The sequence below is a fragment of the Enterobacter sp. ODB01 genome (assembly GCF_001623605.1).
GTDB lineage: Bacteria > Pseudomonadota > Gammaproteobacteria > Enterobacterales > Enterobacteriaceae > Enterobacter > Enterobacter kobei.
Genome location: NZ_CP015227.1, coordinates 847,403 through 863,327, shown reverse-complemented (window position 1 = coordinate 863,327; position 15,925 = coordinate 847,403). Strand labels below are relative to the sequence as shown.

At 53.7% G+C, this 15,925-nt stretch carries 12 protein-coding genes and 1 other RNA gene; 9 read left to right on the top strand and 4 right to left on the bottom strand.

Annotated elements, in window-relative coordinates:
• Window positions 1-11: 11 nt before the first annotated feature.
• The 3 genes from gatZ to garD form a co-directional block, all read right to left on the bottom strand.
• Window positions 12-1,283, bottom strand: a complete 1,272-nt coding sequence (gene gatZ / locus A4308_RS04090) for a tagatose-bisphosphate aldolase subunit GatZ (RefSeq protein ID WP_014885350.1) — start codon at window positions 1,281-1,283, stop codon at window positions 12-14.
• A 34-nt stretch (window positions 1,284-1,317) separates the two neighbouring features.
• Complete coding sequence (locus tag A4308_RS04085) at window positions 1,318-2,172, bottom strand: tagatose bisphosphate family class II aldolase (protein WP_014885349.1); 855 nt, start codon at window positions 2,170-2,172, stop codon at window positions 1,318-1,320.
• A gap of 176 nt (window positions 2,173-2,348) precedes the next feature.
• Window positions 2,349-3,920 carry a galactarate dehydratase gene (gene garD / locus A4308_RS04080; RefSeq protein WP_045281415.1) on the bottom strand — a complete coding sequence of 524 codons (1,572 nt, stop codon included), beginning with the start codon at window positions 3,918-3,920 and terminating at the stop codon, window positions 2,349-2,351.
• 359 nt (window positions 3,921-4,279) lie between these two features.
• Between garD and garL the strand changes: the two genes are divergently transcribed.
• The 9 genes from garL to A4308_RS04035 all read left to right on the top strand — a co-directional run bounded on the left by garL (window position 4,280) and on the right by A4308_RS04035 (window position 14,559).
• Window positions 4,280-5,050: a 2-dehydro-3-deoxyglucarate aldolase gene (garL, locus tag A4308_RS04075; RefSeq protein WP_045281416.1), complete on the top strand. Its 771-nt coding sequence runs from the start codon at window positions 4,280-4,282 to the stop codon at window positions 5,048-5,050.
• 20 nt (window positions 5,051-5,070) lie between these two features.
• Entirely contained in the window at window positions 5,071-5,961 is an 891-nt protein-coding gene (garR, locus tag A4308_RS04070; protein WP_045281417.1) for a 2-hydroxy-3-oxopropionate reductase, read from the top strand.
• Between the two features lie 59 nt (window positions 5,962-6,020).
• An RNA gene (gene rnpB / locus A4308_RS04065) (RNase P RNA component class A) lies at window positions 6,021-6,397 on the top strand.
• A gap of 687 nt (window positions 6,398-7,084) precedes the next feature.
• On the top strand, window positions 7,085-8,005 hold the full coding sequence (gene tdcA, locus A4308_RS04060) for a transcriptional regulator TdcA (RefSeq protein WP_014885345.1): 921 nt from the start codon (window positions 7,085-7,087) through the stop codon (window positions 8,003-8,005).
• Window positions 8,006-8,119: 114 nt separating this feature from the next.
• The gene (gene tdcB, locus A4308_RS04055; RefSeq protein WP_023331369.1) at window positions 8,120-9,109 is read left to right on the top strand and encodes a bifunctional threonine ammonia-lyase/L-serine ammonia-lyase TdcB; all 990 of its coding nucleotides are present in this window, start codon (window positions 8,120-8,122) and stop codon (window positions 9,107-9,109) included.
• A 9-nt stretch (window positions 9,110-9,118) separates the two neighbouring features.
• Window positions 9,119-10,450 (top strand): threonine/serine transporter TdcC, encoded by a 1,332-nt coding sequence (gene tdcC, locus A4308_RS04050; protein ID WP_045281418.1) that lies wholly within the window; start codon window positions 9,119-9,121, stop codon window positions 10,448-10,450.
• Between the two features lie 30 nt (window positions 10,451-10,480).
• The gene (gene tdcD / locus A4308_RS04045) at window positions 10,481-11,689 is read left to right on the top strand and encodes a propionate kinase (RefSeq protein ID WP_045281450.1); all 1,209 of its coding nucleotides are present in this window, start codon (window positions 10,481-10,483) and stop codon (window positions 11,687-11,689) included.
• Between the two features lie 15 nt (window positions 11,690-11,704).
• Window positions 11,705-13,999: a formate C-acetyltransferase gene (pflB, locus tag A4308_RS04040; RefSeq protein ID WP_045281419.1), complete on the top strand. Its 2,295-nt coding sequence runs from the start codon at window positions 11,705-11,707 to the stop codon at window positions 13,997-13,999.
• A gap of 149 nt (window positions 14,000-14,148) precedes the next feature.
• Window positions 14,149-14,559, top strand: a complete 411-nt coding sequence (locus tag A4308_RS04035) for a Spy/CpxP family protein refolding chaperone (protein ID WP_023338812.1) — start codon at window positions 14,149-14,151, stop codon at window positions 14,557-14,559.
• 55 nt (window positions 14,560-14,614) lie between these two features.
• On the opposite strand, the gene A4308_RS04030 is transcribed toward A4308_RS04035, so the two are convergent.
• Complete coding sequence (locus A4308_RS04030) at window positions 14,615-15,772, bottom strand: DDE-type integrase/transposase/recombinase (RefSeq protein WP_045282386.1); 1,158 nt, start codon at window positions 15,770-15,772, stop codon at window positions 14,615-14,617.
• Between the last annotated feature and the right edge of the window lie 153 nt (window positions 15,773-15,925).

Sequence of the window (15,925 nt, the reverse complement as noted above, 5' to 3'; positions counted from 1 at the left end):
CTCTCCGGGCATCAGACGTATTCAGGGGTACAGCCAAATCGATAGGCACGTAATACATCCTGTATTTTGTCGATGATGAGATTGTGCGGTGTTGCAACGATCTCATTCATTGACAATCGTTCGAACTGAACGGGCATAAACTGGCTAATAAGACCCAACGGCAGGGAGGTATTACTCATGTTGGTGAGTAATTTCTCCACGCCCTGACGGATACGTGGATGCGGCCAGTAGTAGCGAATGCGATCAGAAAGACTGAAATGGATATCCACCATCGCCTGGCTCCAGGTTGGACGGTAATACTTTTTCCAGTAATCCGGCTCGTTCAGCATCACTTCGTCAATCACCTCCAGCACGTGGCTGCGCTGCTCAGGGGCGATAAGTTCTCTCTCCATTTGTGCCAGGGCAAAGATGGCTTCACGCAGAGCAAAGGTGAGCGCCGGGCCCACTTTCAGGATCGCGAAGTGATCGCGCACCAGGGCCTGATAAGCCTGACGGGTCTGGTAGTCGGTTGAATGCGCCTCGTAGACCATTGGTGTCTGGCGGATCCAGCCGGATAGTGCCTCGGCCGCGTGGGGTTGATAGGGAATGATTTGGGTATGGTCGAACTCCACGCCCGGTTGCACCACGATAGCGATCACGCGTGTCATAGCATCTTCCAGACCGAGTGCGCTAAAGGCAGCTCGGTGGGTATCGAGCGTCTGTGCGGCATCTTCAACACGGGTAACATGCACGCAGTTAATACTGCTGGCTTCCCCACCCGGTACGGGAACTTCAGTGCCAATAACGTAGGTTAGTGCCGCTTTTTGTTCCTCATTAGCCGTCTCTTCTGCAGCTTTGCATAACTGTGCAGCCCGCTGGGCTACCACTACTGGTGCTAGCGGGACGGGGTCGTCGGCGCATGACATGGAAGCATCCAGATGGATCTTGGTAAATCCGGCAGCGACATAGGTTTTGATCAGCTCAACGGATTTTTCCATCGCTGCTTCAGCCGGTTCGTTTTGCCAGCAGTTAGGCCCCAGGTGATCCCCTCCAAGAATCAGGCGTTCTCGGGGAAAACCAACGTCCCTGGCGATATTCAATACAAAATCGCGAAAATCAGCAGGAGTCATGCCGGTATAGCCGCCAAACTGATTCACCTGATTTGAAGTGGCCTCAATCAGCACTTTATTGTCGGTATTCAAATCAAAACGCAGTGCAGCTTCAATGACCAGCGGGTGTGCGGAACAGACAGAACAAATACCGACATGCTCTCCCGCTTTATGGCGGGCAATAATATCTTTCACATTTCCTCCGGATTAGGACATTAATCTTTCGTCGTTAGAGCTTTCCTTCACAACCACAATCGGCAATAACCTTGCGTACGACCTCTTGCATGGCACTTTTGGCGGGTACCATGTAATGACGGGGGTCGCTGGCATCGGGATATGAAGCGAGATAGGTTTTCAGCGCATTCGAGAAGGCGATTTTGAGTTCTGTGGCGACATTGACCTTGCAGATCCCGAGGCTAATAGCCTTACGGATATCTTCTGTCGACAATCCTGAGGCACCGTGCAGTACCAGCGGGATATCAACCAGATTACGGATCTCTGCCAGGCGTTCGAAATCCAGCCTTGGCGTAGCTTTATACAGGCCGTGCGCGGTGCCGATGGCTACAGCCAGCGAGTCGATACCCGTCAGCTCAACATACTCGCGAGCCTGTTGTGGATTGGTGTAGAGCGCATCTTTGCTGTCGACGACAAGGTCATCCTCCTGACCGCCAAGACGGCCAAGTTCAGCCTCTACGCTAACGTCGTAGCGGTGGCAGTAGTCCGTCACTTTCTTTACGAGCAATACGTTTTCAGAGAACGGATGATGAGAGCCGTCGATCATTGCAGAGCGGATCCCGCTCCGTACTTTCTGCGCGATATCGTCGAAATCTTCGTGATGATCGAGGTGGATCGCCAGTGGCTGGTTGTACGTTTTGGCCAGATCGCCAGCAATGGCTACCACATTCCCGGTTCCGGCATAGCTAAACGTACCGGGTGTGCCCGCGACAATCAGAGGAGACCGCATCTCTGAGGCCGTTTCGACGACTACCTGCAGTGTTTCGAGATTATGAATATTAAATGCAGGGACCGCGTAACCTTCACGCTGTGCCTTTATCAGCATCGCTTTTGACGAGATGATATACATCTTTCCTCCGAAACCTTTCGTTTTGTTTGTGCGAAAGACAATATAGGGTTTCGGAATGTTTTTTTGTGATTGGTATCTTAGAAATGAAAGATTCGAAATGAAAGATAAGAATGCGAAAGAAACGAAAGCAAAAAAAAGCATGGCCGAAGCCATGCTGAAAGAGGTTTATAGTGAACTCACGTCACTGGTGCCGGGTTAAACACCGCCAGCTGGTTATGTAATCCCCATTGGTCCGAGAACGTTTTCTTCCGCCCGCTTGCCACGTCCAGAATGAAGTGGAATAGCTTCCAGCCCACGTCCTCAATGCTCTCTTCTCCGGTGGCGATGGTTCCCGCGTTGATATCCATTAAGTCGTACCAGCGGTTTGCCAGCTCGGTGCGCGTCGCCATTTTGATCACCGGGACTGCCATCAGGCCATACGGCGTGCCGCGTCCTGTGGTAAAGACCTGCACCGTAATGCCGGATGCCACCTGCTGGGTGCCGCAAACAAAATCGCTGGCAGGCGTTGCCGCGTAGATCAGGCCGCGTTTGGTCGGCCGCTGTCCCGGAGAGAGGACTTCCACAATTGCGCTTTGGCCGGATTTAGCAATCGAACCCAGGGCTTTTTCCACGACGTTCGCCAGGCCCCCTTTTTTGTTTCCCGGAGACGGATTCGCGCTACGGTCGGTTTTACCCATGTCGAGATAGTTATCGTACCAGGCCATCTCCTCAAGCAGGCGCTTGCCCACGTCTTCATTGACGGCGCGCGGCGTCAGTAAATGGATGGCATCACGGACTTCGGTCACTTCAGAGAACATCACCGTCGCACCGCAACGAACAAGCAGGTCGGACGCGAAGCCCACCGCCGGGTTGGCCGTCACGCCAGAGAACGCATCGCTGCCGCCGCACTGGGTTCCCACCACCAGGTCAGACACGGGGCAGGTTTCGCGCTGGCGTCGGTTGAGCTTATCGAGATGACGCTCGGCAACCTGCAGAATATCGTCGACCATAGACCGGAACCCAATGTGGCGTTCGTCCTGCAGGCGTACAATGCTGGCCTCGTCTGCCGGAATGGCTTTGACGTCTTCGGTACCCTGCAGCAGACGCTCAGGCTGGAGTTTTTCGCATCCCAGGCCAATCACCATCACCTCGCCGCCAAAATTCGGGTTGAGGGCAATATTATGAATGGTACGGATCGGCACGACCGCCGCTGGCGCGTTGATCGCTACGCCACAGCCATAGAGATGGTTCAGGCCAACCACGCCATCGACGTTCGGGTATTTCGGCAGCAGATCGCGTTCGATGATTTTCACCACGTAATCCACTACGCCCGCCACGCAGTGTACGCTGGTGGTGAGACCAAGAAGATTTTTGGTACCGACGCTGCCGTCCGGATTGCGATAGCCTTCAAAGGTATAGCCTTCCAGTGGGGGAAGCGGTTCCGGTACGCGGGTGGCAAGTGGCAGGGTGTTCAGCGGTGGCGCTTTTGGCAGCTCAACCAGCGACTCCTCAATCCAGCTTCCCTGCGGAATTGCGCGAACGGCATAGCCGATGACTTCACCGTAACGCACGATCTCCCCATGGGCAGGAATATCGACCAGTGCGATTTTGTGCCCCTGGGGAATATGTTCAATTAACGTCAGTCCGTCCGGGAAGCGTGTTCCCGCTTTTAAGCCATTGTCATTGACAATAATCGCCACGTTATCCGTATCGTGAACTTTTATATAAAACGCCGTCGGCGATGCCTCTCTCATTTCAATATCGGCCATTATTCACATTTCTCCGGCAAAGTGTCAGATAGTAAATTTAACCCGTTGGATAATCGTTTTATTCTCGAGGAAATAAAGGATGTCAGCAGAAGACAGTTAAAAATGTGATCGCGATCGCGTCAGGCTAACTAATCCCTGATTCTGTGCATTAGCGCCCACAGCGTTGGGCATATGCTCAAAATGGCGTTGAAAGGAGGCGCAATACTTGAGCATAAAAACAATGTGCTGTTGTGAAGTGACGATTATACTGAAGGACGATTTTATATTGCCAACATTCAGTCAGAGAAATAAATATAAAAACAATATGTTTCGCAATAAATAATCCCGGCTCAAACTGCGGAATTAAAAAGGTATAAGTGATGAATAACAATATCTTCCCGAATACGTTTAAAACGGCCCTCGCGGCGCACCAGATCCAGATTGGCTGTTGGTCTGCGCTGGCAAACCCAATAAGTACTGAAGTGCTGGGCCTTGCTGGTTTTGACTGGCTGGTGCTCGACGGCGAACATGCGCCAAATGATATCAGCACCTTTATTCCGCAACTGATGGCCCTGAAAGGCAGCGCCAGCGCCCCGGTGGTGCGAGTGCCAACCAATGACCCGGTGATCGTCAAACGTTTGCTGGATATCGGGTTCTACAATTTCCTCATCCCGTTTGTGGAAACCCAGGAACAAGCGGCGCTGGCTGTGGCGTCAACGCGCTACCCGCCGGAAGGGATCCGCGGCGTCTCCGTCTCACACCGCGCCAACATGTTCGGCACCGTGCCGGACTACTTCGCGCAGTCCAATAGCAACATCACTGTTCTGGTGCAGATTGAGAGCCAGCAGGGGGTTGAAAACCTCGACGCTATTGCAGCCACAAACGGTGTGGACGGTATCTTTGTCGGCCCAAGCGATCTGGCTGCCGCCTTTGGCCACCTGGGCAATGCCAGCCACCCTGACGTGCAGCGTGCGATCCAGCACATATTTGCTCGCGCCAAAGCACACGGTAAACCGAGCGGCATACTGGCGCCGGTTGAAGCCGACGCCCGACGTTATCTGGAGTGGGGAGCCACCTTTGTTGCCGTCGGCAGCGATCTCGGGGTGTTCCGCTCAGCGACGCAGAAATTAGCGGACGCTTTTAAAAAATAACCATCATTGAGGAAACAGTTATGACGCTGAAAGTGGGTTTTATTGGCCTGGGGATCATGGGTAAACCAATGAGTAAGAACCTCATCAAAGCGGGTTACTCACTGGTGGTCTCCGATCATAATCCGCAATCTGTGGCCGAGGTGATGGCGGCTGGCGCAGAAACCGCCTCCACCGCCAAAGCGATTGCTGAGCAGTGCGATGTCATCATTACCATGCTGCCAAACTCCCCGCATGTTAAAGAGGTCGCGCTGGGGGAGAACGGCATCATTGAGGGCGCAAAGCCTGGCCTGGTGCTGATTGATATGAGCTCTATCGCACCGCTTGCAAGTCGTGAAATCAGCGAGGCGCTAAAAGCGAAGGGCGTGGATATGCTGGACGCGCCGGTCAGCGGCGGTGAGCCGAAAGCGATCGACGGCACGCTGTCGGTGATGGTCGGCGGGGATAAAGCTATTTTCGATAAATACTATGACCTGATGAAAGCGATGGCAGGCTCCGTGGTGCATACGGGTGAAATTGGCGCGGGCAACGTGACCAAGCTGGCGAACCAGGTCATTGTGGCGCTGAACATCGCCGCGATGTCTGAAGCGCTGACGCTGGCAAGCAAAGCGGGCGTTAACCCGGACCTGGTCTATCAGGCGATTCGCGGTGGTCTGGCGGGAAGTACCGTGCTGGATGCCAAAGCGCCGATGGTGATGGACCGTAACTTCAAGCCGGGATTCCGTATCGACCTGCACATTAAAGATCTGGCGAACGCGCTCGATACGTCCCACGGTGTAGGCGCACAGCTGCCGCTGACCGCGGCGGTGATGGAGATGATGCAGGCGTTGCGTGCAGATGGTCTGGGCACGGCCGATCACAGCGCGATTGTGTGCTACTACGAAAAACTGGCAAAGGTAGAAGTCGCGCGTTAATTACGTCTTGTCTGCGCCTGAAGGTGACAGCGGCGCGCAAACCCTCTATACTGCGCGCCGAAGCTGACCAGACAGTCGCCGCTTCGTCGTCGTCCCTTTCGGGGGAGACGGGCGGAGGGGAGGAAAGTCCGGGCTCCATAGGGCAGGGTGCCAGGTAACGCCTGGGGGGGAAACCCACGACCAGTGCAACAGAGAGCAAACCGCCGATGGCCCGCGCAAGCGGGATCAGGTAAGGGTGAAAGGGTGCGGTAAGAGCGCACCGCGCGGCTGGTAACAGTCCGTGGCACGGTAAACTCCACCCGGAGCAAGGCCAAATAGGGGTTCACATGGTACGGCCCGTACTGAACCCGGGTAGGCTGCTTGAGCCAGTGAGCGATTGCTGGCCTAGATGAATGACTGTCCACGACAGAACCCGGCTTATCGGTCAGCTTCAACTTCTTAAAAAACCCCGCTTCGGCGGGGTTTTTGCTTTCAGGTGGTTGTAGGTCGGTTAAGTGCTGCGCCACCCGACAACCCCACAAACGACATCAATTCTCATATTTGCGACATTAAGCACATTTCACTGTTTTTATCTCTTCAGTGGCCTCAAGCAATCTACAGGCGATCGTTATCACAAAATTTCGCGCTGAAAATGGGTGAATCCACGGTGTTGTTAATTTGTTGCGATTGTTGTCTTAATGATTCAATATGTTTTCATGTTTGATATCTACATATTGCATTTAAAAACATTCATCCTGCGAATGTGTGACGTATTCCTCTTTTTATCGAAAGCCAGCCTAAAAGCATCTGTAAAAATTGATAAATTGAAAGAATGTTTCAACTGAATAACGGTTATTTATTGGTCTTTAATTGCCTGAAAGATCGTCTTTATTGATTTTATTAACGCAGGAAAATTTATCCAGGTTATCGCCATAAAATAAATTTATTAGTGTTAGTTTTATTGATCGATGTCAGCGTAATGGTGTGATCTGACAAGCTTAACTGATTAATTATAAAGGTTTTTTATGTTTTTTGTTGTTCCGGTGAATAACGCGGGAAGGCAAATTGTGAGTAACAGCACATACCCCCTGAAACAATATTGGGTAGAATCCGCTGCGTCATAGGGAAATAAGCGCAGAATATTATGAACACTATTATTCTACCGAAAACACAGCACCTCGTGGTATTTCAGGAAGTCATTAAAAGTGGCTCCATAGGTTCTGCTGCAAGACAACTGGGCCTGACGCAACCCGCCGTCAGCAAAATCATCAGCGATATCGAATCCTACTTCGGCGTGGAAGTCATGGTGCGTAAAAACACGGGCGTAAAACTGACTGCCGCAGGCCAGGTGCTGCTCTCCTACTCAGAGTCGATCACCCGCGAAATGAAAAACATGGTGAGCGAGATCAACAGCCTGAGTTTCAGCACCGTGATGGACGTTTCCTTTGGCTACCCATCACTGATTGGTTTCACCTTCCTGTCCGAAATGATCAAAAAATTCAAGGAAGTGTTCCCGAAAGCGCGCGTATCTATGTATGAAGCCCAGCTCTCCTCTTTCCTGCCAGCCATTCGCGATGGTCGGCTGGATTTCGCCATCGGCACGCTGAGTGATGAGATGCTGCTGCAGGATCTGCACGTCGAGCCCTTGTTTGAGTCAGAATTTGTGCTGGTCGCCAGTAAATCACGAACGTGCACCGGCCCGACGACACTGGCATCGCTCACGCATGAGCAGTGGGTGATGCCGCAAACCGATATGGGCTACTACAAAGAACTTCTGACCACTCTGCAAGATAACCACATCAGTATTGAAAACATCGTCCAGACCGATTCCGTGGTCACCATTTATAACCTTGTCCTGAATGCCGATTATCTGACGGTGATTCCACGCGACATGATTGCTCCGTTCGGCTCGGATCAATTTATTGTTCTGCCGGTAGAGGATGAATTACCCGTGGCGCGTTATGCCGCCGTGTGGTCGAAAAATTACAGAATTAAAAAATCCGCGTCAGTATTGGTTGAACTGGCAAAACAATATGCCTCACTCACCGGTGAAAGACGACGATGAAATATTGATCTCCTTAGAAGCAATAAACATTTTATAAAAAACACCCAGAGATAATTTTATGCTCTGATACCCTGACTTTGCCTGAAAAGAATGAATTATTATAACGAGGATATTATGCACATTACCTACGACCTTCCGGTAACGATTGAAGATATTCAGGACGCCAGAAAACGCCTGGCGGGTAAAATCTATAAAACCGGCATGCCGCGTTCGAATTATCTCAGCGAGCGCTGTAAGGGTGAAATATTCCTGAAGTTTGAAAATATGCAGCGTACCGGCTCGTTTAAAATTCGCGGTGCGTTTAATAAATTAAGCTCGCTGACCGATGCTGAAAAGCGTAAGGGCGTCGTCGCCTGCTCGGCGGGAAACCACGCGCAGGGTGTGTCGCTCTCGTGTGCAATGCTCGGCATTGACGGCAAAGTGGTAATGCCGATGGGCGCGCCAAAGTCTAAAGTAGCCGCGACGCGTGACTACTCGGCTGAAGTGGTGCTTCACGGCGAGAACTTCAATGACACCATCGCGAAAGTGAGTGAAATCGTCGAGATGGAAGGGCGCATTTTTATCCCGCCGTATGACGATCCGAAAGTGATCGCCGGACAGGGCACCATTGGCCTGGAAATTCTCGAAGATTTGTATGATGTGGATAACGTGATTGTTCCCATCGGCGGTGGCGGATTAATTGCCGGGATTGCAACGGCCATTAAATCCATTAACCCGACCATTAATATTATTGGCGTACAGTCTGAAAATGTTCATGGGATGGCGGCATCATACCAGGCCGGAGAAATCATCAACCATCGCGTCACCGGTACATTAGCTGACGGTTGCGACGTATCTCGTCCGGGTAAATTAACCTTCGAAATCGTCCGCGAACTGGTTGATGACATTGTGCTGGTGAGCGAAGACGATATTCGCAACAGCATGATTGCGCTTATTCAGCGAAATAAAGTGGTGACGGAAGGTGCTGGCGCGCTGGCCTGCGCGGCATTATTAAGCGGCAAACTTGACCACTATATTCAGGGCCGAAAAACCGTCTGCATTATTTCCGGCGGCAATATCGATCTCTCCCGTGTTTCCCAAATTACCGGCTTCGTTGACGCATAAAGGTGACCTATGAGCAACACAGAAAGCATTATCGTTGGCCAGACAAAAACGTCCTCCTGGCGTAAGTCTGATACCACCTGGACGCTGGGCCTGTTCGGAACCGCCATTGGCGCAGGCGTGCTGTTCTTCCCTATTCGCGCAGGCTTTGGCGGGTTGATCCCCATCCTGCTGATGCTGGTCCTCGCGTTCCCGATTGCATTTTACTGTCACCGCGCGCTGGCGCGTCTGTGCCTGTCCGGCAGTAATGTCTCCGGCAACATTACCGAAACGGTGGAAGAGCACTTCGGCAAGACCGGCGGGGTGGTCATCACCTTCCTCTACTTCTTTGCTATTTGCCCACTGCTGTGGATTTACGGCGTGACCATTACCAACACCTTTATGACGTTCTGGGAAAACCAGCTCCAGCTGCCTGCGCTGAACCGTGGTGTAGTGGCGCTGTTCCTGCTGCTGCTGATGGCCTTTGTGATCTGGTTTGGTAAAGATCTGATGGTGAAGGTGATGAGCTTCCTGGTGTTCCCGTTCATCGCCAGCCTGGTGCTGATTTCCCTGTCGCTGATCCCATACTGGAACTCGGCGGTGATCGACCAGGTCAACCTGAGCGATATTTCCTTTACCGGTCATGACGGCATTCTGGTCACGGTGTGGCTGGGGATCTCCATCATGGTCTTCTCCTTCAACTTCTCGCCCATCGTCTCCTCATTTGTGGTCTCCAAGCGTGAAGAGTACGAGCCCGAGTTCGGTAAAGCGTTTACCGAGCAGAAATGTTCCAAAATCATCGGTCGCGCCAGCATGCTGATGGTCGCCGTAGTGATGTTCTTCGCCTTTAGCTGCCTGTTTACGCTCTCTCCGCAGAACATGGCGGATGCCAAAGCGCAGAACATTCCGGTGCTCTCTTATCTGGCGAACCACTTTGCCTCCATGTCGGGAACCAAATCGACGTTTGCCACGGTGCTGGAATACGGTGCGTCCATCATCGCGCTGGTCGCTATCTTTAAATCCTTCTTTGGGCACTATCTGGGCACGCTGGAAGGGCTGAACGGCCTGATCCTCAAGTTTGGTTATAAGGGGGATAAGAAGAAGGTTTCCGTTGGCAAGCTGAACACCATCAGCATGGTCTTCATCATGGGCTCCACCTGGATTGTGGCCTATGCCAACCCGAACATTCTCGACCTTATCGAAGCCATGGGCGCACCGATCATCGCCTCTCTGCTGTGCCTGCTGCCGATGTACGCCATCCGCAAAGCGCCAGCCATGGCGAAATATAAGGGCAAACCCGAGAACATCTTCGTCACGGTTGTGGGCCTGCTGACCATTCTGAATATTGTTTACAAACTGTTCTAACCCATAGCTCAGGAAGAGCGGAGTCATATGATGATTGAGTTTCCGGTAGTACTGGTTATTAACTGCGGTTCGTCCTCTGTTAAGTTTTCGGTGCTCGACGCCAGCAGCTGTGAGGCCCTGATGACGGGCATTGCGGACGGTATCAACACCGAAAAGGCCTTTATTTCCGTGAACGGGGGTGAGCCAGTCAAACTGGCTCACCAGGACTACGAAGGGGCGCTGGCAGCCATCGCCCTGGAGCTGGAGAAGCGCAACCTGATGAGCAGCGTGGCCTTAATTGGCCACCGTATTGCGCACGGCGGCGACCTCTTCAGCGAGTCGACCCTGATTACGAAAGAGGTGATTGAGCAGATCCGTCAGGTTTCCCCGCTGGCACCGCTGCATAACTACGCCAACTTAAGCGGCGTGGAAGCCGCAGAGCGGTTGTTCCCGGGCGTGCAGCAGGTGGCGGTATTCGATACCAGCTTCCATCAGACGCTGCCGCCTCAGGCGTATCTGTACGGCTTGCCGTACCGCTATTTTGAAGCACTGGGCGTACGGCGTTACGGTTTTCACGGTACTTCCCATCGTTACGTGGCCGGACAGGCGCATACGCTTCTCGGGCTGTCCCCCGACGACAGCGGGCTGGTGATTGCTCATCTTGGTAACGGGGCCTCCATCTGCGCGGTGCGCAACGGTGAGAGCGTCGATACCTCCATGGGCATGACGCCGCTGGAAGGGCTGGTGATGGGCACGCGCTGTGGCGACGTGGATTTTGGCGCGATGGCGTGGATTGCCCGGCAAACCGGCCAGTCATTTGATGATCTGGAGCGCGTGGTTAACAAAGAGTCAGGGTTGTTGGGGATATCCGGCATCTCCTCCGATTTACGCGCGCTGGAGAAAGCCTGGCACGAAGGCAATCAACGGGCGCAGCTGGCGATCCACACCTTTGTCCACCGGATTGCGCGGCATATCGCCGGTCACGCGGCATCGCTGCATCGTCTGGATGGCGTGATCTTTACCGGTGGTATTGGTGAAAACTCGAAACTGATCCGCGCGCTGGTGGCGGAGCATCTGAAGGTCTTCGGCATCCTCCTCGACGAGGCTAAAAATGCCCTGCCGGGCAGCGCGGGCGAGCGCGTCATCAGCACCGATTCCTCCCGCGTAGTCTGCGCGGTTGTCCCTACCAATGAAGAAAAAATGATCGCGCTGGACGCCCTCCGTCTTGGGAAGGTCACTCCGGCTGCGGCTTACGCCTGATATAGCGAGAAACACATGAACGTAACAATCGATACAGGCGTCGCGCCCTACAGCGACGCATGGGCTGGCTTTCGCGGTGAAGAATGGAAAAACGCCGTCAACGTGCGCGATTTTATTCAGCATAACTACACCCCTTATGAAGGCGACGAAGCTTTCCTCGCGCAGGCGACGCCAGCAACGACGGCGCTGTGGCAGAAGGTGATGGTCGGCATTCGTCAGGAGAATGCCACCCACGCCCCGGTAGATTTTGATACTAACATTGCCACCACCATTACCGCTCACGGGCCGGGTTATATCGATCAGGATCTGGAGACGATCGTCGGGCTGCAAACCGATAAACCGCTCAAGCGTGCCCTGCATCCGTATGGCGGGATCAACATGATCCGCAGCTCGTTTGAAGCCTATGGCCGCGAGATGGATCCGCAGTTTGAATACCTGTTTACCGACCTGCGTAAAACCCATAACCAGGGTGTGTTTGACGTCTACTCGCCGGAGATGATGCGCTGCCGTAAATCCGGCGTGCTGACCGGTCTGCCGGACGGTTACGGACGCGGGCGCATCATCGGTGACTACCGACGCGTGGCGCTGTACGGCATCACCTATCTGGTGCGCGAGCGTGAGCTGCAGTTTGCGGATCTCCAGCCGAAACTGGAACGCGGTGACGATCTCGAAGCGACGATCCGCCTGCGTGAAGAGCTGGCGGAGCACAAGCGTGCTTTGCTCCAGATCCAGCAGATGGCGGCGAACTACGGCTTTGATATTGCGCGTCCGGCGATGAACGCGCAGGAAGCGGTGCAGTGGGTCTACTTTGCCTACCTGGCAGCGGTGAAATCCCAGAACGGCGGGGCGATGTCGCTGGGGCGCACGGCGTCGTTCCTTGATATCTACATTGAGCGCGACATGCAGGCCGGACGGCTAAATGAGGTGCAGGCGCAGGAGCTGATCGACCACTTCATCATGAAGATCCGCATGGTCCGCTTCCTGCGCACGCCGGAGTTCGACACGCTCTTCTCGGGTGATCCGATCTGGGCGACGGAAGTGATTGGCGGAATGGGGCTGGACGGCCGCACGCTGGTCACCAAAAACAGCTTCCGCTATTTGCACACCCTGCACACCATGGGGCCTGCGCCGGAGCCCAATCTGACGATCCTCTGGTCTGAACAGCTGCCGATTGCGTTTAAGAAATACGCCGCGCAGGTGTCGATTGTCACCTCCTCACTGCAGTACGAGAACGACGATCTGATGCGAGCCGACTTCAACAGCGACGACTACGCCATTGCCTGCTGCGTCAGCCCGATGGTGATCGGCAAGCAGATGCAGTTCTTTGGCGCCCGCGCCAACCTCGCGAAAACGCTGCTGTACGCCATCAACGGCGGAGTGGATGAGAAGCTGAAGATTCAGGTCGGCCCGAAAACCGCGCCATTGCTGGATGAGGTGCTGGATTATGACACCGTGATGGCCAGCCTCGATCACTTTATGGACTGGCTGGCGGTGCAGTACATCAGCGCGCTGAATCTCATTCACTACATGCACGATAAGTACAGCTACGAAGCCTCACTGATGGCGCTGCATGACCGTGACGTCTATCGCACCATGGCATGCGGCATCGCCGGGCTGTCGGTCGCGGCGGACTCTCTCTCCGCGATTAAATACGCCACGGTGAAACCGGTGCGCGACCACACCGGTCTGGCGGTTGATTTCGTCATCGAAGGTGACTATCCGCAGTACGGCAACAACGACGACCGCGTGGACAGCATCGCCTGCGACCTGGTTGAGCGCTTTATGAAGAAAATTCAGGCGCTGCCGACCTATCGCAATGCGGTGCCGACCCAGTCTATTCTGACCATTACCTCCAACGTGGTTTACGGTCAGAAGACCGGGAATACGCCGGACGGTCGCCGCGGCGGCACGCCGTTTGCCCCTGGCGCGAACCCGATGCATGGCCGTGACAGAAAAGGGGCGGTGGCCTCGCTGACGTCGGTGGCCAAGCTGCCGTTCACCTATGCGAAGGACGGGATCTCCTACACCTTCTCTATCGTGCCGCAGGCGCTGGGCAAAGATGAGCTGGTGCGCAAAACCAACCTGGTGGGGCTGCTGGACGGGTACTTCCACCATGAAGCGGCCATTGAAGGCGGGCAGCACCTGAACGTCAACGTAATGAACCGGGAAATGCTGCTGGACGCCATTGCGCATCCGGAAAATTACCCGAATCTGACCATTCGTGTTTCAGGCTATGCCGTGCGCTTTAATGCCCTGACGCGCGAGCAGCAGCAGGATGTGATATCGAGGACGTTTACTCAATCTATCTAAAAGTGTGTTCTCAGGCCCCCTCAACGCAGGGGGCATTTTTTTGCCCGCTAAACATACAAAATTGTTTATATAATTACTCACACATATTCATCCGCTCTTGAAAAACAATGTTCCTGCTTTTCCCAATAACAAAATGTAAGGACAGTAAGATGATGAAAATGACCCGTATTGCTTTGATTGCAGCGTCGTTGGCGGTGTGCAGTTTTACCGCGCAGGCCGCGAACGTTGAGGCAGCCCCGTCTCCATCGCAGGATCCGCTGGTACAGCACCTGAAGCTCAGCAATGAGCAGATTAATAAGATTAAAGAGTTGCATCAGCAACTGGAGCAAAACGTCAGCAAGATCCCAATGACGGGCGTGAAGGACGGCGCGCTGATCGACATGTTCCAGGCGGGTAAATGGGACGAAAGCACGGTGAAAAGCCAGCTCTCTGCCTTCAGTAAGATTGAGCAGCAGGCGCGCTACTACCGAGTGAAATATTACTTTGACGTCAGCCAGGTGCTGACGCCGGAGCAGCGTAAGCAGGTCAAAACCGATATGGCTAACGCGCTGGCTGAGTGATTTGTATGACCGGATACATAGGTGACAGATCAGACCGGGAACATAGGTAACACTTTTAGTCTATCCGGAGCACACTCTGGGTTTTTCGGTCGTAGTACGCAAGCGTTATCCCATTAAAGATGATGGCCTCAAGGCCATCATCTTGTTCTTCCAGCATGATGTACTCCCCAGTCAGTGCTTCACTCAGGAACACCGTACCCTTTTTTCCCATATAGAGGGTCCCCCTCGATTTCACCCTGTAGACTGTACCTCCTTCCGGATAAGCATATTCAGGAACACGGCCATCCCAGTGTCGGTTTGAGGGTTGCCATACCGTTCCGGGCGTTGCTCCCGCCAGTGCTTCATGCGGCCTTTCGTAGTTAAATTCTTTCCGGTAGTCACTGAACCACCGCTGTTGTTCTTCCATCGTCATGAAGGTGTTGCCCTGTTTCACCGCACTTTTCAGGGAGCGGTGCATTCGCTCATGGCGGCCATTTTCTTCCGGATGCCCCTTTCTGATACGCTCCGGCCTGATGCCCAGCTTGATTAGCCAGACGGCAAGACGACTTAATCCGGCTATTCCTGTTCCCGCGAAGGGCTGGCCGTTATCGGTTCTAAGCACTTCCGGCAGACCATATTCCAGGAACGCATCCGTCAGGCACTCTCTGACAAAGGGTTCACTCTCACGGTGTGTTCCCCGGCAGCTGAGCAGATACCGGCTGTGATTATCGGTCAGGGTGAAAGGATGGCAGTACTCTCTGCTGAGCAGCCTGAACTTGCCTTTAAAATCAGCGCTCCAGACCTGATTGTTCTCACTGATGATGGTCAGGGGCTGGCGATTGCCTGGTGTTCTGCGTTTTCGTTTTTTATCCGGAACCAGGCCTTCGCGCTTGAGGATATCGCCGATAGTGCTGGCGGCAGGTACGGTAAAATCGACGTGATGATTGAGCAACCACATCCGCAGTTTTTTTGGCCCCCAGTCAGGGTGTTTTTGACGCAGGGCAGTCAGGTGTCCGGCGATATCATCAGGAACCGTCCGGGAGTGGGAGCGTGGCGCACGCGACCGGTCCGAGAGAGATGACAGGTCAGAAGGGTCAAAACGCTGAAGCCATTTATAGCCGGTTTTACGGCTGATGCCAAAAAGACGGCAAAGCGCGGAGAAGGAGTCCGTACCTGCATGGCAGGCACGGATAAAATCAAGGCGTTGCATAGGTCGGGTCTCAGTCCAGGGCATAGCGAGTCTCCTCTTCTATGCCAGTTATAACTGTTACCCATGTATCCGGTCTAAAGTGTTACCCATGTTTCCGGTTCATACCGATTTCCTACCCGCGCACGGCGCGGGTTTTTATTTCTTGATCGTCGTCACTTTCAGAAAAGTTATGCATTT

Coding starts and splice junctions, on each gene's coding strand:
- A4308_RS04085 (WP_014885349.1), bottom strand. CDS start 2,172: ATGTATATCATCTCGTCAAAAGCGATGCTGATAAAGGCACAGCGTGAA.
- garD (WP_045281415.1), bottom strand. CDS start 3,920: ATGGCCGATATTGAAATGAGAGAGGCATCGCCGACGGCGTTTTATATA.
- garL (WP_045281416.1), top strand. CDS start 4,280: ATGAATAACAATATCTTCCCGAATACGTTTAAAACGGCCCTCGCGGCG.
- garR (WP_045281417.1), top strand. CDS start 5,071: ATGACGCTGAAAGTGGGTTTTATTGGCCTGGGGATCATGGGTAAACCA.
- tdcA (WP_014885345.1), top strand. CDS start 7,085: ATGAACACTATTATTCTACCGAAAACACAGCACCTCGTGGTATTTCAG.
- tdcB (WP_023331369.1), top strand. CDS start 8,120: ATGCACATTACCTACGACCTTCCGGTAACGATTGAAGATATTCAGGAC.
- tdcC (WP_045281418.1), top strand. CDS start 9,119: ATGAGCAACACAGAAAGCATTATCGTTGGCCAGACAAAAACGTCCTCC.
- tdcD (WP_045281450.1), top strand. CDS start 10,481: ATGATTGAGTTTCCGGTAGTACTGGTTATTAACTGCGGTTCGTCCTCT.
- pflB (WP_045281419.1), top strand. CDS start 11,705: ATGAACGTAACAATCGATACAGGCGTCGCGCCCTACAGCGACGCATGG.
- A4308_RS04035 (WP_023338812.1), top strand. CDS start 14,149: ATGATGAAAATGACCCGTATTGCTTTGATTGCAGCGTCGTTGGCGGTG.
- A4308_RS04030 (WP_045282386.1), bottom strand. CDS start 15,772: ATGCCCTGGACTGAGACCCGACCTATGCAACGCCTTGATTTTATCCGT.